At 54.5% G+C, this 18867-nt stretch carries 16 protein-coding genes; 8 read left to right on the top strand and 8 right to left on the bottom strand.

The window, feature by feature from the left end; genetic code table 11:
* Positions 1-4 precede the first annotated feature (4 nt).
* A complete protein-coding gene (locus tag EYC98_RS00130) occupies positions 5-1267 on the top strand; it encodes a cytochrome P450 (RefSeq protein ID WP_279243269.1) in 1263 nt (420 codons plus the stop codon).
* Positions 1268-1420: 153 nt separating this feature from the next.
* Entirely contained in the window at positions 1421-3673 is a 2253-nt protein-coding gene (locus tag EYC98_RS00125) for a TonB-dependent receptor (RefSeq protein ID WP_279243268.1), read from the top strand.
* An 86-nt stretch (positions 3674-3759) separates the two neighbouring features.
* On the opposite strand, the gene EYC98_RS00120 is transcribed toward EYC98_RS00125, so the two are convergent.
* The 4 genes from EYC98_RS00120 to EYC98_RS00105 all read right to left on the bottom strand — a co-directional run bounded on the left by EYC98_RS00120 (position 3760) and on the right by EYC98_RS00105 (position 7285).
* Entirely contained in the window at positions 3760-4719 is a 960-nt protein-coding gene (locus tag EYC98_RS00120; protein ID WP_279243267.1) for a DUF1214 domain-containing protein, read from the bottom strand.
* Positions 4720-4893: 174 nt separating this feature from the next.
* Complete coding sequence (locus EYC98_RS00115; protein ID WP_320415533.1) at positions 4894-5550, bottom strand: nitroreductase family protein; 657 nt, start codon at positions 5548-5550, stop codon at positions 4894-4896.
* Positions 5551-5648: 98 nt separating this feature from the next.
* Complete coding sequence (locus EYC98_RS00110; protein WP_279243266.1) at positions 5649-6068, bottom strand: TlpA family protein disulfide reductase; 420 nt, start codon at positions 6066-6068, stop codon at positions 5649-5651.
* The gene (locus EYC98_RS00105; RefSeq protein ID WP_279243265.1) at positions 6065-7285 is read right to left on the bottom strand and encodes a YihY family inner membrane protein; all 1221 of its coding nucleotides are present in this window, start codon (positions 7283-7285) and stop codon (positions 6065-6067) included. Before EYC98_RS00105 ends, EYC98_RS00110 begins: the two co-directional genes overlap by 4 nt.
* A gap of 97 nt (positions 7286-7382) precedes the next feature.
* Between EYC98_RS00105 and arsC the strand changes: the two genes are divergently transcribed.
* From arsC to EYC98_RS00075, 6 genes are read left to right on the top strand one after another with little or no spacing between them, the layout of a single operon-like run.
* A complete protein-coding gene (gene arsC / locus EYC98_RS00100) occupies positions 7383-7736 on the top strand; it encodes an arsenate reductase (glutaredoxin) (protein ID WP_279243264.1) in 354 nt (117 codons plus the stop codon).
* Complete coding sequence (gene wrbA / locus EYC98_RS00095) at positions 7736-8344, top strand: NAD(P)H:quinone oxidoreductase (RefSeq protein WP_279243263.1); 609 nt, start codon at positions 7736-7738, stop codon at positions 8342-8344. The genes arsC and wrbA overlap by 1 nt, the downstream gene beginning before the upstream one ends.
* Positions 8341-8700, top strand: a complete 360-nt coding sequence (locus EYC98_RS00090) for a DUF2069 domain-containing protein (RefSeq protein ID WP_279243262.1) — start codon at positions 8341-8343, stop codon at positions 8698-8700. The genes wrbA and EYC98_RS00090 overlap by 4 nt, the downstream gene beginning before the upstream one ends.
* Positions 8693-10540, top strand: a complete 1848-nt coding sequence (sppA, locus tag EYC98_RS00085; RefSeq protein WP_279243261.1) for a signal peptide peptidase SppA — start codon at positions 8693-8695, stop codon at positions 10538-10540. The genes EYC98_RS00090 and sppA overlap by 8 nt, the downstream gene beginning before the upstream one ends.
* Before the next feature lie 2 nt (positions 10541-10542).
* A complete protein-coding gene (gene efpL / locus EYC98_RS00080) occupies positions 10543-11109 on the top strand; it encodes an elongation factor P-like protein EfpL (protein ID WP_279243260.1) in 567 nt (188 codons plus the stop codon).
* On the top strand, positions 11102-11464 hold the full coding sequence (locus tag EYC98_RS00075) for a diacylglycerol kinase family protein (protein WP_279243259.1): 363 nt from the start codon (positions 11102-11104) through the stop codon (positions 11462-11464). Before efpL ends, EYC98_RS00075 begins: the two co-directional genes overlap by 8 nt.
* Here the strand turns inward: EYC98_RS00075 and EYC98_RS00070 are convergent.
* The 4 genes from EYC98_RS00070 to EYC98_RS00055 all read right to left on the bottom strand — a co-directional run bounded on the left by EYC98_RS00070 (position 11455) and on the right by EYC98_RS00055 (position 18867).
* A complete protein-coding gene (locus EYC98_RS00070; protein WP_279243258.1) occupies positions 11455-14622 on the bottom strand; it encodes an efflux RND transporter permease subunit in 3168 nt (1055 codons plus the stop codon). The genes EYC98_RS00075 and EYC98_RS00070 overlap by 10 nt on opposite strands.
* Complete coding sequence (locus EYC98_RS00065; RefSeq protein ID WP_279243257.1) at positions 14619-15929, bottom strand: efflux RND transporter periplasmic adaptor subunit; 1311 nt, start codon at positions 15927-15929, stop codon at positions 14619-14621. The genes EYC98_RS00070 and EYC98_RS00065 overlap by 4 nt, the downstream gene beginning before the upstream one ends.
* Before the next feature lie 317 nt (positions 15930-16246).
* On the bottom strand, positions 16247-17350 hold the full coding sequence (locus tag EYC98_RS00060; RefSeq protein WP_279243256.1) for a Zn-dependent alcohol dehydrogenase: 1104 nt from the start codon (positions 17348-17350) through the stop codon (positions 16247-16249).
* Between the two features lie 92 nt (positions 17351-17442).
* Positions 17443-18867, bottom strand: a complete 1425-nt coding sequence (locus tag EYC98_RS00055; RefSeq protein WP_279243255.1) for a WS/DGAT/MGAT family O-acyltransferase — start codon at positions 18865-18867, stop codon at positions 17443-17445.

The following is an 18867-nucleotide window of genomic DNA, read 5'->3' as shown; positions in this document are numbered from 1 at the left end:
TAGTATGGGTAACCGCAAAAATGAGGACAACCTTGTGAGTCAAACCAGCCAGCCGAATGCTTGGGAAATACCCCTTGAAGACATGGATGTTTCGCTGCCTGAGCTGTTCGCAGCGGACAGTTTTTGGCCCTATTTTGAGCGCCTGCGCAAAGAAGACCCGGTCCATTATTGCGCCAACAGTGAATATGGCCCCTATTGGTCTGTCACGCGTTACGAAGACATTATGCAGGTAGACACGTCACATGACGTTTATTCCTCAGAGCCGGGTATTACCATTCGTGCGATGGATGAAGATTTTACATTGCCTATGTTCATAGCCATGGATCAGCCGCGCCACAGTGAGCAGCGCGCGGCTGTTAATCCCGTCGTCGGCTCCCGCAATCTGCCCAACTTTGCTGAATTGATCCGCGAGCGTACTTGCGGTGTACTCGATTCCCTACCCGTCGGTGAGACGTTTAACTGGGTAGATAAGGTATCGATTGAGTTAACTACAATGATGTTGGCGACGCTGTTTGATTTTCCGTTTGAGGAGCGTAGCAAGCTAACGCGGTGGTCCGACGTGGCAACGGCTATTCCGGGGTTTGGGATTGTTGATACTGAAGAACAACGTCGCGCCGAGCTAATTGAATGTCTGGAGTATTTCACCGAGCTCTGGAACCAGCGAGTCAATGGAGAGCCCGGTAACGACATGATATCCATGCTGGCGCATGGCGAGGCCACTCGCGATATGCAGCCGCTGGAATATCTGGGCAACCTGGTGCTGCTAATTGTCGGCGGCAACGACACCACGCGTAATTCAATGACCGGCGGTGTGCTGGCACTCAACCAGTTCCCCGCTGAGTACGACAAGCTGCGTGCCAATCCAAAGCTGATTCCGTCAATGGTTTCTGAGGTGATTCGCTGGCAGACGCCGCTGGCGCATATGCGTCGCCGTGCGACCGTCGATACGATGCTGGGAGGTAAGCACATCAAGGCTGGTGACAAGGTGGTGATGTGGTATGTGTCGGGTAATCGTGACGAGTCTGTGTTCGAGAACCCGGACCAGCTGATCATTGATCGTCCCCAGGTGCGTAAGCACTTGTCCTTTGGCTACGGTATTCATCGCTGCATGGGCAGTCACCTGGCAGAACTGCAACTACGGATACTGTGGGAAGAGATCATGCAGCGCTTTGATAGAGTGGAGGTGATGGGCGAGCCGGTGCGTATTGCTTCTTCTTTCGTCAAAGGCTACTCAGAGCTGCAGGTTAAACTACACCCGCTGCGCTAGCCTCGCAGCGACATAGAAAACTTGGTTTTAGGTATTAATACCGCTCAGAAATCTCGAGCGGTATTGCCAACGATACCAACAAATTCAATGAGTTAAGCCATAATAGTCGCGCATTTTTCGGGGCGGCAGCATGCCGTGCTCTGGTGCGTGTTAATGACAATTATGGAGAAGACAGAAATGGTAGGTAGTTATATTCGCAAGCCGCTGGTGGCGGCAATTTTGCTGGCTGGCAGTGTTGCTGCGCAGGCAGCGTTGGAAGAGATCGTAGTGACAGCGACCAAGCGTGAGCAATCACTGCAGGACACTCCGGTAGCGGTTAGCGCCTACAGTGCTGAGGCACTGGAGAATCTTGGCGTACAGAACCTCACAGATCTGACGGTGCAGACTCCTAGCCTGCAAGCCTATGACTTCCCCACCAGTACCACCAATATTGCCTTGTTCCTGCGCGGTTTTGGTAACACTGATTCACAGACGCTGACTATTGATAATCCAGTTGGCGTTTACGTAGACAATGTTTATATAGCGCGTACTTCTGGCGCTATTCTCGATGTGCTTGACCTGGAGCGTGTCGAAATTCTGCGCGGTCCGCAGGGCACGCTGTTTGGTCGCAACTCATCTGCCGGTTCCGTCAACTTCATTACCAAAAAGCCAGCTGAAGAGTTTGGTGGTAGGGTCATGGTCGGTGGCGGTAACTTTGGCCTGAAGCGTCTTTCTGCGTCATTAGATATTCCCATTACCGATACCTTCCGCGCCAAGATCAGTGCCGCTGGCTCCGAAGAAGATGGTTGGGTAGAGAATAAGGGGCCTAACGATCTGGCCGGACAGCCAGGTAATGATTTCTACGCCAAGGAGCAGATGGGTTATCGTGTGGCTGCCACTTGGGACGTCACCGACAATTTCACGGCAGACTACAGCTATGACTTTTCCGAGGCTGACGCTACGCCGGCGTACTACCAGTCACAGTCGGATAATCGTCAAGAGGAAACCACCAATCAGGTTCTGGGTAATACAGCGTATGCGTATGTTCTGCCTGAAAGCCGCAATGAGCAGAGCGGTCATAATCTGACATTGAACTGGGATCTCAGCGAAAACCTGACCGTAAAATCGATCACCGGTTATCGTGAAATGGAAGAGACCAGCATTCAGAACTGGTCAGACACCCTCTTCTTTGCCACTGATTTGGACTGGGAAACTGAAGCCTTCAGTCAAGAGTTTCAATTGTTGGGTAATGCCTTTGACAATCAGCTCAGTTATATCGCTGGCCTGTACTACTTTAAGGAAGAAGGTAGCAAGGCTGAGACTCAGTACACCAATGGTGCGTTCCCTGGAATACTTGATGCTCTGGCAGAGCCGGGTGCGTCCACGGGTTTGTTCCTGGGTGGAACCAATATGGGTGGTGCCATGATCGAAACTGAGCTGGAGTCCACTGCAGCGTTCTTGCAAGGTACTTTCCGTCCCGCTGGAATGGACGACCGGCTTGGCATCACGCTGGGTACGCGTTATACCGAGGACGATCGTGAAGCCGTGCGCACACTCGATCCTGAAAACCCCAGTATCAATTTTGGGGCCGGTGCTAACAAAGATGATTACAGTCACTGGGATTACAATGTGACATTGGACTTTGCGCTCAGTGATACCGTGAATACTTATGTTCGGGTAGCTACTGGCTATCGTGCAGGTGGTTCTGCAGAGCGGTCTCTGGATTTCTCGCAGACCTTTGATCAAGAAGAAAACACCACCTATGAGCTGGGCTTGAAGTCTGAGTTTGCCGATGGTCGTTTGCGCGTTAACGCGGCGGTGTTCCGCTCTGACTACGACGACCTGTTGTTAACTATTTCCGGTCAGCCACCGTTGTATGCCTCTTTTGTTGAGGTATTCAACGCCGGTGAAGCTGAGATCAATGGTGTAGAACTTGATGTGACGGCGCTGGTTACCGAGAACACAATGATTACATTCAACTACACCTATCTGGACTGGGAACTTGATGGTGTAGTTGTACCTGATCAGAGCTTCCTGCTGGGTGGTCCACCTGCGAGTGCGACCGACCGTCGTGGCGAGGACATTTCGGACAGCACATTTATTCCCTATGCGCCTGAAACAGCCTTGAGTGTTTCGCTTGATCACTCGTTTCCGCTGAGCTTTGGTTCGTTGGACTTTCACGTGAACTACGTTTATCGGGATGAAGTGTTCTCGCAGCCCGGACTGGGTCTACCGGTTCCTGCGCTGGGCCTGGTCAACGGCCGTATCGCGCTGACGGGTGTAGAGTTGGGCAGCACCGAGGTTAAGGTGGCATTGTGGGGCAAGAACCTCACTGACGAAGCAGAAGAGGTCTATGACCTGTCGACGGCGGGACATCAGTTCAACAAGCCTCGCAGCTATGGACTGGATCTGACCGTAGCCTTCTAAGCGGACCTTTCTGGTATTAGAATCAAGCCCCGTCTGCGTCGCAGGCGGGGCTTTTTTTTGCGTTAATTTCGATACACCACCTTGTCTTAGCTGGTGGGAATATCCGCAATCTTAATGACTTTGGTTTCCAACTCAGGATGGTCATCAGTCCCGATCCAGCGCCAGCACATAGTGCCGTTGAGGTGGCCTGCAGTATCAATCCAGTTGCGTACGCCGGGATCATTATGGGTCACATAAAGAGTGACGCTGCCGTCTTCCTCGTAGTTGGCCGTGTGTTTGTTTACCGTGATGTTGTGATAGCGGTAATCGAGTGACTCCATCCAGTAATTGTCGAGCTGAAAGTTCCAGGTCTGACATTCGGGTATGCGCTTGGCGGTAATCACCAGAGCCTCATCCGCCGCCAGCTCCCAGTAGGAGTGGAAGTAGAAAATATTGGGATCTCCGCCAATCGACTGGCAGTACGCCTGGTCGGCAGGCGGCAGGGTGTTGCTGTCGGGCCCGAAACTGTTGGACCAGTCCGCGAACAGGTTAACGGTACCGTGCAGGTACTTGCTGACCCGGTTGAGGTCGCGATCCAGCTGCTGGGCGGAGTAAGGTGGTGGCGTGCCTTCGATATTGATACGCTCTATCTGCAGTTGTGCTGGGCGCTCGGTGCTGCGATCAAGGAAGGTCTGGCGAATATTGATGGAGCGTGTCTTATCTGTCATCGGCAGCCAGTTGCCGCTTTGTTCTTGCTTGCTCAGAATGATCTCGAAACTGCCATCTGCCTCGGTTTTTAACTGTGTATGATCAAGAAAGCCATCGGTGATCATCGTGCCATCTGTGCCGTAGCCTCCTGATATAGAGCTGAAGCCCAGATAAAATACCGACCCGCGGTTGCCACTGATACGGTATTCGTAGTCGCCATTAATGCTGGCACCCTGATACAAGTTGTCGGGATTGTCAGCACCCATTTTGACCATATTGCCCAAGCTGCGCAGCGCCGGGTATTCGGCACTGCCGCCTTCTATTGTCGACTCCAGACCGTTGCGCAGCAGTCGGGTCAAATAACGAAAGCCTTCGGCGCGGTTGAAGCCGTCGGTGGGTGTGTCCGGACGGGTAATCTGCTGGCCCAGCGTTTTGAGGCTGTCTCAGAATTCTTCCCAGCTCGCGCCGCTGGCGACTTTTTCTTCAATATTGTCGGTCATTATTATGCTCCTTGGTAAGTTGTCAGATAGCGCTCAGGCGCCATTATGAAAGCTGGCAATTTGATCTAGTGTTTTACGAGTAATGTCGGGAACTTCGGTGTCAGCTTCCGGATAACCCACAACCAGTATCATCGCCGGTTTTTCGGTGCTTGGTCGTTGCAGGATGTTGTTAAGAAACTTCATCGGGCTGGGCGTATGAGTGAGAGTGGCCAGGCCGGCGTTATGCAGCGCAGTGATGAGCATGCCGGTAGCAATGCCTACCGATTCAGGGACGTAGTAGTTCTTGTGTTTGTCGCCCCTGTTGTCGACATCGAACTTCTGTCCAAAGATAACAATCAGACAAGCGGCTGTCTCCAGAAATGGCTTGTGCTCGTCGGTCCCCAGTGGTGCCAGCGCATCCAGCCATTCCGAAGGTGCGCGGCGTTGATAGAATTCGCGCTCCTCTGCTTCTGCGCCCAGACGGATCTCCTGTTTTATGGCGGGGTTGTCAACCACCGCAAAATGCCAGGGCTGGCGATTGGCCCCGCTGGGTGCGGTGCCTGCTGTCATCAGGCACGACTCAAGTACTTGCGGAGGTATAGGGCTGGAGGAAAAGCCGCGGACGCTGCGTCGAGTCTTCATGAGTCGATAAAATTCATCGGCTCTGGTGAGCATGTCGGTGCTGCTCCGCTCGACAAAATTCAGTTTCACAGTGCGGTCCTGATTCGAATTCTGATGCCCGCTTGTTTCCGCGGTACTTTTTGATAGCAGAGGCAGGAGTGGTGCAGTGTGAGCATAGCAGCAGTGCCCTATTTCATGGCCTCAAGCAGGCTTGCAGCGGTCTGTGGGCCGAGTAATCGGGCCCTGATCTCGCCTGCGGGGTCGATCAATAAAGTGGTCGGTAAAACGCTTGGGCGAGCATAACCCAACTCGGCGGCAGGGTCGTCCTCCAGCAATGTGAATTCTATGTTCAGGTCAGTAGCCTGAACCACGAGTTCGGTACCAGTAACACCATCGAAGTTCACTGCGTAGCCATCCAGCTGTCCGCGCTGCTCATGCACGAAGGCGTTCAGCTCCGGCATTTCCTCACGACAGGGGTTGCACCAGGTGGCCCAGTAGTTGATCAGCTTCCAGCGGCCATTTTCCAGCAGTTGGCCAGTGCCAGCGGGAGGTGGCGGGCTGCAGCTGACCAACAGTGCCGTCAGGATGATAGTAAGTCCGAGTTTCATTGAGTAAATAAATCTGCAAGGTTGGTTTGCATGAGTTCGCGCTGGTGCTTGCGCTGCCCCTGCAGCAGTGACATGGCTTGGCTCTGCCAGCCGCTGTCTTCCTCGGCGGTGAGCCCTTCCAGCGGCAGTTCGGTATTTACCCATTCCTTGAGCTGCCACAGTGGTACCTCATGCAGGTCTCTGCTGAGCAGGAACTTACCCTTCTCGTCGATACAGATAAGATTTCTGGACAGGAAAATATCGCGCAGTACGGCCCAGGTGTCACTGTCCAATCCCCGTGTATCAGGGCTGGCCAGCTTGAGTAGGGATATCTCGCTAATGCTGACACCCGCCTGTTGTCGTTGCCAGAACAGGTGTAACACTGACAATGCCTTGAGTAGTAGCGGCTTGCGGCTGGATTGTTCGCTCTGAAATGAACTCAGAGAGTGCACGATAATGCCTCCGCCAAGGACAATATTCCAGGATACGTAGATCCACAACAGGAACAGTGGAAAGGCCGCAAAGGCGCCATAAATCACGGTATAACTAGAGCCAACCACCAGTTTGGTAAACAGGCTGCGGGCCACATTGAATACGATTGCCGTTAAAAGGCCGCCAATGAGAGCATGCTTAATGGGTACCGGAGTATTGGGCACTGCCGCATAGATCAATGTAAATGCCGCGCCTGTGAGCAATACCGGCGCCAGCTTGAGCAGTGCCGCGGTGATGCCTATTAGATCAAAGTCCTCAAACAGCACGGCAGCGGAGGTCAGATACGTGCTGATACCCAGCGCCAGGCCGATAAATACCGGGCCCAGGCTTAGCACTGCCCAATACAGTAAAAAGCTGGCAATCGTGCTTCGATTCGCGCGGCTGCGCCAGATTATATTGAAGGCGCTTTCTATATTGCGCAGCATCAATACTGCCGTAACGATAAGGAAACCGATGCCGACACCCGTCAAATTTCGGGTCTGGCGTGAGAAGTCACTCAGGTAGTTCTCTATTTCTGCGCCGGCGCTGGGCACCAGATTGTCAAACATGAAGGCCTGGACTTGCTCGCCTACCCCCTGAAAAGTCGGTATCGCTGACACCATGGCATACATGACAGTCATCAGTGGAACCAGCGCGAAAAGGCTCATGTAAGTGAGAGCGGCTGCAGAGCGCATGCACTGGTCGTCAAAAAAGCGTTCGTAGACGTACTTCAGAAACGGTAGAAATTGTGTGGGATTAATCGGCATAGTCCCTGATTATGGCATGTTTGTGATACTGAGTGCAGGGCCAGCTCTGCTATAATCGGGCGCTTGCCAAGTTACCCGATTACTCAGGAGTCGGCCAATGAGCCAATTCACCATTTACCACAATCCGCGCTGCTCTAAATCGAGACAGACGCTGGCGCTGCTCGAAGAGAACGGCGTCACTCCCGACATCGTAGAATATTTAACGGCGACGCCGAATGCCAGCGAGCTCAAGGCTGTCATCGCCAAGTTGGGCATGCCTCCGCGTGAACTATTACGCAAAGGTGAGGACGCTTACCGCGACAACAACCTGGCGGATACAGGGTTGACCGATACGCAACTGATTGCTGCCATGGTGGCGCATCCCAAGCTTATAGAGCGGCCCATTGTCATAGCCGGTGAGCGCGCGGTATTGGGGCGGCCGCCCGAGAATGTGCTGGCGTTGCTCAACTGATGTCGTCATCCGGATTTGTGCTCGTACTTTATTATTCTCGTCACGGCAGTACCGCAGCTATGGCTAGCCACGTTGCGCGTGGGGTAGAGCAAGTGACCGGTATGGAGGCGCGTCTGCGCACGGTACCGCCGATCTCGGCGGACACAGAGGCCAGTATTGCCGATGTGCCAGACAGTGGACCTTTGTATGCTGAGTTGGATGACCTTGCCGATTGCAGTGGCGTGGTGCTGGGTAGCCCGACCCGTTTTGGTAACATGGCAGCGCCGCTTAAATATTTTATCGATCAGACCTCCGGGCTATGGTTGAGCGGCGCTATGATTGATAAGCCAGCCGGTGTGTTTACCTCTTCAGCCAGTCTTCATGGTGGGCAGGAGTCGACCTTGCTCTCTATGATGTTACCCCTGCTGCACCATGGGATGGTAATGGTAGGGCTACCCTACAGTGAGCGTGGATTGATGACGACCACCGGCGGTGGTACGCCCTATGGCGCCTCGCATGTGGCCGGTGCCAACGCCGACCGCGCTCCGGATACAACAGAACTCGAACTGTGCCGCGCCCTTGGCACCCGCGTCGCACAGTGGTCGAGTCGCAGCAGGTATAAGGTATGAGAAAATCGCGAGTGGCGGTCAGCCGTGGCATAGTAGCTGCCAGCTTGCTGGTGTTGTTACTGGTACAGGTCATGGCATCTGTGTTGGAGCAAGCGCCATGGATTGTATGGGCGGCGCGAATACTGCCGCTATTGATGTTTGTGCCCAGTATGATCAAAGATTCGCTGCGCAGTTACATCTGGCTCTGTTTTGTCAGCTTGCTATATTTTGTGGGTGCGGTACTTAAATTGTTTACGATACCAGGTGACGTCTTGGCTGTGTCGAGCCTGGTGAGTGTGGTTAGCCTGTTCCTGTCTGCGATGCTGTATGTGCGCTGGCGAGCTCAGGAATTGAAAGGGATTATGTCTGATGAGTAAAAAACCAGGTTTGATAAAACGTTTGTTGCTGGTGATCTGGAGTCTGCTGACTCGCTTGCGGCAGATATTGGCGAACTTGATATTCTTGTTGTTGCTGGTCGTTATTGTTATGGCTTTTCGCGATAGCGCGCCTGAAGCACTGCCCGAAACCGCCGCCTTGGTGGTGAATCCCGTCGGCAGTATCGTTGAGGAGCGGGCCTACACTGATCCTTTCACACTACTTTTTGCTGAGCCTTTGCCAGCTGAACAAGAGGTGCTACTGCGTGATGTAGTGGATGCCATTGTTTACGCCAAAGAGGATCCAGCTATCACAGCATTAGTGCTGGAGCTGGATCAGCTGCTGTCAGTGGGTATCTCCAAGAGCAGTGAAATTCTTACCGCCATCGAATATTTCCGCAGCAGCGGCAAACCCGTGATTGCCCGTGGCGACTATTACTCACAGGGCCAATACCTGCTGGCATCGCAGGCTGATACCGTACTGCTGCATCCCTTTGGCGGTATCGATTTACAGGGCTTTAGCAATTATCAAATGTACTTCAAAGATTTGCTGGAAAAGATGTCGCTGTCGATGCACGTATTTCGGGCCGGCGACTACAAGTCCTTTGTCGAGCCTTTTACCCGCAACGATATGTCGGCACATGAAAAAGAGTTGTCGCGACGTTGGCTGGAACGCTTGTGGGAGACCTATACCAAGACAGTAGAGGAACGCCGTGGGCTGGAGCCCGGTGCTCTGCAAAATGGCATCGATAATTACGCCTCGGCGCTTGCGGGCGCCGGCGGCGATCCGGCGCAGCTGGCTCTTGCACAGGGTTTGGTTGATGAATTGGTCAACTGGGACGAGTCGGACTCGATTATCGCCGAGCACGTGGGCGCGCGAAATGATGAGGGGTATTATCAAGGGGTAGGTTTTGGGCGTTATCTGGCGCAGAAACGGCCCATCATTCCGCCCGGTTTCAGTGGTGATAGTGTGGGAGTTATAACTGCCAGCGGTGCTATCCAGAACGGTGAGCAGCCCGCCGGCTCTATTGGCGGTGAGTCGTTGTCGGCTTTGATTGATCAGGCGCTGAAGAAAGATTCTGTCAAGGCAATTGTGCTTCGGGTCGACAGTGGGGGTGGCAGCGTTTTTGCCTCTGAAGTGATCCGTCAGAAACTGTTGGAGGTGGAGGCGTCGGACAAGCCGCTGGTGGTTTCAATGGGCAGCGTAGCCGCCTCTGGTGGCTACTGGATAGCCATGCCCGCTGACGAGGTCTGGGCAACAGCGACTACTATCACTGGTTCTATTGGGGTCTTTGCTGCTTTCCCAACAGCTGAGAAGCTATTTAATCGCCTGGGGGTTTATGTCGATGGGGTCGGCACCACGGAGTTGGCAGGAGCCTTCCGTATAGACCGACCCTTGAATCCACAGTTGGCGCAGGGCGTGCAGGCGAATGTCGATAATCTCTATTCGCGATTTATCAATTTAGTAGCAGATGGTCGCAGCATGAGTCTGGAAGATGTAGATGCGGTTGCGGGAGGTCGAGTCTGGAGTGGCTATGACGCACTTGAGCTCGGACTGGTAGATGAACTCGGTGGTCTCGATGATGCTATCGTGTCGGCGGCGCGGTTGGCGCAGATGGCAGATTATGAAATCCTGCAGATCGCAACGCCGCTAACTCCACAAGAGACCTTTTTGCGGCAACTGCGTGAGCAGGTCCGAGTATGGGGCTTTGGTGACACGGCTGGTTGGCAGCAGGGGCTGGCACGTATTGCCGCTCCCCTGCGCGACGGCTTGAGTCGTCTGGCTGAATTCAACGATCCGGCGGCATTGTATGTACGCTGCGACCTTTGCGTGGTGCTATAAGTATGCCTAAAGCAAGTGATCTGAAACGCGGCAGTGTGGTGGCCATTAATGGGCACCCCTACATCGTCAATAACATCGATATCAAGGCGCCCAGTAGCCGCGGCGCTAACACGTTGTATAAGGTGCGCTTTAACCACGCCCAGACTAAGCAGAAGCTCGACGAGACTTTCAAGGGCGAGGATATGCTGGAAGATATCGCGCTGGAGCGGCGGCGGGTGCAGTACTCCTATATGGACGGCGAATTTTACGTATTCATGGATGCAGAGGACTACAGTCAGTATACGCTGGCTGAAGATATGCTTGGTGATCAGGTGCAGTACATTACTGATGGCCTGGAAGGCATTATGGGCTTGTTGGTAGAGGGCGAAATTATTGCCATCGAGCTGCCGCAGTCAGTGGTTCTGGAAATTACCGAGTGCGCCCCGGCGATAAAAGGTGCCTCGGCATCCGCACGCAGTAAGCCAGCGACGTTCGCCAGCGGTCTGGTGGTGCAGGTTCCTGAGTATCTGGAATCTGGTGAGCGGGTTCGAATCAATACTCAGGAAGGGCGGTATATGTCCCGTGAATGAGCCCTTTTCGCTGCTGGCCCGGGTGCGTAGTTTTGGCTACGCGTTTCAGGGTTTGGCAACATTGGTGCGTGAGCAACACAATGCGCGCATCCATGTGGCGGCGACGTTGGTGGTTGCGGCAGCGGGATGGAATTTTGAAGTCTCGCGACTGGAGTGGGTAATACTGTTGCTGACGGTGGCGCTGGTATGGCTGTCTGAGGCAATGAATAGCGCGCTAGAATATCTGGCTGACGCTACCGTTCCCGAGCAGCATCCACTTGTCGGCAAGGCCAAAGATGTTGCTGCAGCCGGAGTTTTAATCTGCGCCGGCGTTGCCGTGCTGGTCGCGGCGCTGGTGTTTATTCCCTACTTTTGAGCGGATGGCGGAAACAGCTGTAGCCCCGAGTCTTTGATGCGGGGGCGAGCGCGTCTTTCAGGGCGTGTGAGATGCCCCAGATCTTGCAGAATCATGTACAGGCAGGGCACCAGTAGCAGGGTAATGACGGTGGCGAATACGATGCCAAAGGCCAGCGAAATCGCCATAGGCACAATCACCTGAGCCTGCACACTTTTCTCCAGCAGAATAGGTACCAATCCAAAAAAGGTGGTCAGCGAGGTCAGTAGAATGGCTCGGAAACGGAAGCTGCCGGCTTCAATCACGGCTTTGCGAGTTTCTGTGCCACGTGCGCGCGCCTTATTTACGTAGTCCACCATGATCAGAGAGTCGTTAACAACCACTCCTGATAGCGCAATAATGCCCAGCAGCGACATCATGCCTACGGCGTAACCGGTAATCATGTGGCCGATTACGGCGCCAATGATGCCAAAGGGAATCACGCCCATGATAATCAGTGGCTGCAGATAAGATTTGGTGGGTATGGCGAGCAGCGCGTAGATGCCAAACAGTGCCATTGAAAACCCAATGCTCATACTGCGAATCATCTTGTTCTCTTCTTCCGACATCCCCGACATTTTGAAGCCCAGGCCGGGATACTTTTTCGTCAATTCCGGCAGGAAGGTCCGCACGATTTCGTTGGTGATTTTGCCGGGCTCAACCCGATCGGACTCTGCTTCCGCGGTGACCTCCACAGCCCGTTGAAACCCGATATGCGTGGTGCGGCTTAGGCCGGGTTTGACCTCCAGGCTCGCCACTGAATTAAACGGGACTGCTATACCCTCCGGAGTGCGGATGAACATGCTGTCGAGGCTCGCCGTGGTGCGGCGGTCCTCTCTGGGGTAGCGTACCATGACTTTTATTTCGTGGGTGCCGCGCTGAATACGTTGCGCTTCTGCGCCATGAAAAGCATGTCGAATTTGTGTCCCCAGGTCGTAACGGGTAATGCCCAGTGCCTCTGCTTGCGGCAGTATGTCAATGTGGAATTCGTCGGCGACCACACTGGCGCTACTTTGAATATCATACAGGCCGTCGTAGGTCTTGAGTTTGGTTTCCAGGTCCTCCGAGGCGGCCTGCAGCACCTTCCAGTCGGAGTGTGTCAGGTCCAATGAAATATCGGCGCCGAAGGAGGGGCCGTCTTCACTGGAAAAGGACAATACCTCAGCGCCAGCTATCTCGCCAACCTTGTCACGCCAGAGTCGCATAATCTGGGTGGTGCCCAGGCTGCGGTTTTCGGCTCTGGTAAGTTCTACCACCATGCTGGCGTTGATCAGACCACGGCCATACGCAAAGGTGTTTTGTACCAGCTTGTCAGTGCTGCCGGTCTCTGCCTGCCAGTCTGCCTCGACTTCTATGATGGCCGCAGATACCAGTCCCACAGCTTCCAATGTACGTGACTGCGGCGTGCCCTCGGCCATGCGTAGCTCTACATCAATGAACTCGCCTTCCATTTCAGGAGCCATAACAAAGCGCACCTGGCCTCCGGCCAGCAAGCCTATCGTCAGAATGAGCATACTCAGGAAAATAGACACTGTCATGTAGCGGTTGTCGATGGATTTCTCCACCAATGGGCGGTACTTGGTGTGGATAAAATGCTTGAGCTGGCGGTTGACGGAGGCCTGCAGCTGGTTAACCGACTTCAGCCACTTTGAGGTGGCTGGCTTGGTGTGCGCCAGGTGTGCCGGCAGAATCCATTTTGATTCAACCAGTGAAAATGCCAGGCAGAAGATCACGACCCAACCGATGGCTTCGCCGAAATTTCCGATACCGCCTTCTATGAACAGGGTTGGCATGAAGGCGACTATGGTGGTGAGTACCCCGAAGGTGGCAGGTGTGGCGACCTTATGTACACCTGAGATTATCGCGTCAACACTGTGACCTTTGGCCTCCTGTTCGCTGAACGCGCTCTCGCCTATAATGATGGCATCATCCACGACGATACCCAGCACCAGAATAAAGCCAAACACGCTGATAATGTTGAGGGTGCCGCCGATCAACGGTGAGCCAAACAACGCTATGGAACCGAGGAAGCAGATGGGAATACCCACCATCACCCAGAATGCCAGTTTGATATCCAGAAATAGGGCCAACACCAGAAATACGACGATGGCGCCCATGCCCAGGTTTTTCATCATCATGCCAAGACGTTGGTTCAGGTAGTAACTGCTATCCTGCCAAATGGTCAGTTGGACACCCTCAGGCAATCGGGCATTCTTGCGCTCGACGTACTCATGAGCTGCGGTCGCTGCTTTGAGAATATCGTGCTCCCCCATGGCCATAATAGGCAGGCCAATAGAATACTTACCATTGAACACAGCGAATCCGGTGGTATCGGTGAAGCCGTCGTTGATGTTGGCAATTTCGCCAAGCGTTAGCCGCGTGCCGTCGGGAAACGTCTTTAGGACGATGGTCTCAAAATCACCCTGTTCATAGGCTTGGCCCTGCGTGCGCAGCATGATATCGCCATTCTCGGTGCGCACAGAGCCGCCGGGCAGGTCGATGGAAGAAGTCGCGATTATATTGGCCACCTGGCCGAGTGTCAGATGATACTCACGCAGGCGTTCTTCGGAAATCTCTACCGCTATTTCAAAGTCGCGGCCGCCCCAGATATCAACCGACGAGATGTTTTCGTCGGCGATCAGCTCCAGGCGTATTTCCTCGGCAAGCTCCTTCATACTGCGTTCGTCAAGGTCGCCCCAAATCTGGATGGTCAAGGCGTTAAAGGGGATTTCTATGCGCCCGACGATGGGCTTTTCGGCGCCCTCGGGGAAATGTGCAATAGCATCGATGCGAGTCTTGATGTTATTCATCAACTCCATCACATCGTCTTCGTTGTCCGGCTCGACATAAACGTGAGCCAGCGACTCCATGGCCTCAGATTGGATGCGCTCGATGCCCTCGAGATCAGACAGGGACTCCTCGATCTTGAGGACAATCCCCTTTTCGACTTCTTCTGGTGCCGCCCCAGGATAAGCCATGGTGATCTGCACCATGTCGATGGTGAACTCCGGCATCATCGATCGTTTGATGGTTAATCCGGTGTACAGACCTATGACAATAATGACCAGCATTAGCAGGTTGGCCGCGACCGGGTTGGTGGCAAACCAGGCGATGATGCCGCTACGTTGCTTATTTCTCATGCGGCTTTGCTACCGTCGCTGCTGGTTGCTGCGGAGGTTTGGTCAGCCCCGTTCTTATCGTCGCTAGCCTGGTTGGTATCGCTGTCCGGTGCGCCTGCGGCCTCCATGGCCGAGTCCTGGCGCAGGAGCGTGCTGCGGCGATCATTGATGCGTACCTTCATGCCCGGTAGGGCCGCACTGATAGTGGTGAGGCAGACAAGGTCGCCATTCTGCAGACCTTCACTGACATAAATGTCTCGACCCTCGGTGCGCAGCGTCTGCACTTTGCGATTACGCAGCGTCATTTCTTTGTCGATAACCCAGATGTTGTTACCTGCGCGCAAGACGAAGCGCGGTAGTACCACCAGATTCTGCATCAGCTTGCCCTGGATATTGGCTTTGACGAAGCTTCCCACTCGCAGGGGCTTGTGGTCGCCCAAGCCAAGTGCGTAAGGGTCGTCTACCCTGGCCACAGTAAATAAGACCCGGGAGCGTTCATCAAATACCCCCTCGGTTCTCTGTAGGCGTGCCGGCCAGTGACTCACTTCTCCAGCTACGTCGGTATACAGATCTACGACTGGTGCGCTGGCTACATCGTAGCCAGTGACCCCGGGGAGCTCGAGGTAGTTCAATTTGCTTTGCGGGATAGCCAGACGCACCTCTGCGTAATCCACGGAGAAGACGGCTGCGAGTGAGGTCCCTGGGCTGACGTACTGGCCCAGATCCGCCTGTTTTTCTTTCACCAGGCTGTCGTAGGGTGCGCGAATGACGGTGCGGTCGAGGTCGTCCGCGGCTCTTTGCATATCTGCTTGAGCTGACAACAGCTCTGCCTCGGCCTGCTCCGTCTGAGGCTTGCGCAGATAAAGGTCAGTCGCCTGTTGGCTGCGCTGGGTGCTCTTGGGTAGCTTCTTCCATTCCTTAAAGGCGACTTCGGCGCGTCCGCGCTCCTGCGCCAAGTTGCTTTGAGCGGAAGCTACTGCCGCCTTCGCCCGCAGCAGATGAGCCTGATAGTCGCGGTCGTCGATGCGCAGCAGTACTTCATCAGCGGCGACATAGTTACCGGCTTCAAGGTTGGGTGCTACGTAAATAATTTTACCACTCACTTCGGGTACTAGCGTGGTTTCGCGATGCGGCTGCACCGTACCCTGTGCCTGAACCTCAATGCGCAGGTCTTGCAGTACAACTTCTGCCACATCGACCAGTGCGGCTCGTTCTGGTGGTGGTGCCATAACGGTTTGCGGACGATTGGCGATCAGCACAGCGGTGACGGCTACGGAGCCAAGCAGGAGGAGCACTGGCAGAAATTTTCTCACGGCGCTGGAAGCCACGCTAATACCTTTCGTCTGAAACTGATGGTGGAACGGCCAGAGATTATACAGCGATGACGAGCTGCATAGACTGCAAGCTGTTGATAATTTTGCGGCTATTGACCATTTTTTGATTAAATTTGCGTAATACGTGACATGCGTCCGACCTTGGGGAAGGGCAGCCGGAGCGGTGTGGGCGCGGATAATCGCTTCAATGTGTCGCGATTGTCGGACTTTGCGTCTCTAAGTGAGCTCAAAATCCATAAAAATACTCATTCTTGTAAGAGCTGCGGCGGCCAGAGCCGCCGTACAGGCCTTTCGCCTGTAAGCGGCGCCTGTTAGATTTCGAGAACGGTGCGAATACCCTTGCCGGCCGCCAGATCGGCAAGGCCTTCGTTGACTTCCGAAAGCGGACGCCGAGCAGTGATCATATCTTCAAGATTGAGCTTGCCGGCTTTCCACAGCCTGATCAGGCGGGGAATTTCGTGCAGGCTATTGCTGCTGCCGAGCAGGCAACCACAGAGTTTTTTCTCTGAGATAGCGAAGATGACGGCACTGGGAATACTGATAGGATCTTCAACCGGAGGCGCGCCTACGCAGACTATTTTGCCACCCATACGTGTAGCGTTGATGCCCTGCTCAATCAGGGCTGCGACTCCTGCGGTTTCAAACGCATAGTCCATGCCTATGCCGCCGGTTAGCTCAAAACAGCGGGCTACCAAGTCCTCGCTGATTGGGTCGAACGCATGTGTAGCACCGAACTCCAGCGCAGCGGCGCGGCGCTCAGCAACCGGGTCTGACACCACGATCATGGCAGCACCGGCGAGTACCGCACCTTGTATGGTAGAGATGCCTATGCCGCCAGCGCCCATCACCAACACAGTGGCCCCGGCTTCAACTTCAGCGGTATTGAGCACTGCACCGACGCCGGTCTGGAGGGCGCAGCCAATCACGCAGACAGTCTCCAGTGGCACGTCGTTGTCGACTTTGATGGCGCCCGTGGCCGGGGTAATAACATACTCAGCCAAGGCTCCCACGCCCAGGCCGCGCATTAGCGTTGCGCCATTGCGTGACAGGCCGGTAGTGCCATCGGCGAGCGTATTAGTCATTATGTTCATACTGTTTACGCACAGGCTATGTTGGTTGCGCTGGCAGTAGTAGCACTGGCCACAGGGTGGTGTTGGTGTCAGTACCACATGGTCGCCGGGCTTCAGGTTGGTGACCCCCGGCCCTACGCTGTCGACAATACCTGCCGCTTCATGTCCAAGAATAATCGGATTTTCACCGGTGGGCATGGTGCCGTTGGCGATGCTGAGATCCGAGTGGCACAAACCGCAATATTTGACGTTGACTCTAACTTCGCCAGTGCGTGGTTCGATAATGTCTACATCATCATAAATCTTCAGCGGTTGGCCAGGGTTTTCAAGCACGGCTGCTCTCATAGTGTCCTCGTCATTATAGGAATCAGATAGGGGGGGTGATATTAGCTGGGATCAGGCGGTTGGCGCCAGTCCCCGTGCGTTGCAATAAAAGCTCAGTGGCCGAGTGTAGCCTGGCACAGCTCGTCGTAAGATTGCTGCAGGCAGTCGGCGTAGAAGGCCGGGTCTGGAAGCATCTTGCGGCAAGCGGTAAAGGACAGCGTAATCGTACCCTGTTTGTTCTGCACCGCGCTGTACACAATGTGGAACAGCCCAACATTGGGCAGCAGCGGTCCCAGGCTGATCGAGTCGACCAATTCGGCGCCGCATAAAAACAGCTGGAACGGGGCTCCCGGAACGTTGGTGACAATGGTATTTTGAATGACAGTGGCTTCTGCCACGCCGGTGGCTGAGGCTGCGCGCAGGGCTACGGAGAGCACATTGCCCGGCACCACATCAGTAATATCCATCGCAATTCGTGGCCCCAGCGCCTGAGCATAGGCCTTGGAACCCTTGGTAGCTTTGTGCACTGCAATCAGGCGCTCAAGTGGGTCCGCTATCTCGGTATGTAAAGCTACATTCATAAAGCCCACCATATTGCCGCCGTCGGCGCGTTCGTCATCGCTGCGCACGTCAATAGGGCAACCGGTGACTAAGGTCTCATCGGGGAGCTCGTCCTTATCCTGCAGGTAGCGGCGCAGTGCCCCGGCGACAATGGTCAGCATTACGTCATTCACAGTGGCGCCTGGTTCTGAGTTCTTGATGGCGCGAATTTTCTCGAAGTCGAACTTGCGCGCTTCAACCACACGGTGGCGGGAAATTTTGCCCTGAAAGCGAGTGACTTGTTTGTGGTCAAGCGCCTCGAAATCCTGATTCTCCTTGCCCGCTTGAATGCGTCGCACGGCGGGGATAATGCTCTTGGCCAACTTCCAGGTTTCTGCCGGTTTGCGCCAGGCGTTAATATAAGCGCGCGTGAGCAGTTCCCGCTGGCTGATTTTTTCGCCAGTCCAGTGGGTAGCCGGCACTGCGTATTCTTTGGGTTTCGGGTCCAGGTCGTGAATGACGTTCATGAACTGCGCGCCGGTGGCACCGTCCATGGCCGCGTGATGCACCTTTATTAAAAGGGCGAAGCAGTTATGCGGCAAGCCTTCAACGTTTTTAAGACCTTCTATGACGTACATTTCCCATAGCGGGCGGTCACGTGGCAGGGGTTGCGAATGCAGTCGCGACACTAGAATGCATAGCTGTCGCCAGTCGCCTGGTTTGGGCAGGGCGATGTGGCGTACATGATATTCGAGGTTAAAATTGGGGTCGTCGATCCAATAGGGCCGATCCAGACCCATAGGTACGGTCTGCAACTTGCGGCGGAAGATTGGAGAAAGGGGCAGGCGTGATTCCAGTAAAGCCAGAATTTGTTTGAATCGCACCACGCCGTCCGGCGCGGTGGATTGGTCGTAGATACTGACGCCCCCAATATGCTGGGGGAGTCCGTCCAGCTCTGCATGCAGGAACATGGCGTCCTGACCGCTGAGCTGCTCCAT

Source organism: Candidatus Litorirhabdus singularis (genome assembly GCF_026262625.1).
Taxonomy (GTDB): Bacteria; Pseudomonadota; Gammaproteobacteria; order Pseudomonadales; family Halieaceae; genus Litorirhabdus; species Litorirhabdus singularis.
Note: the sequence above shows the minus strand (reverse complement) of the source record. Positions and strands in the feature narration are given on the sequence as shown.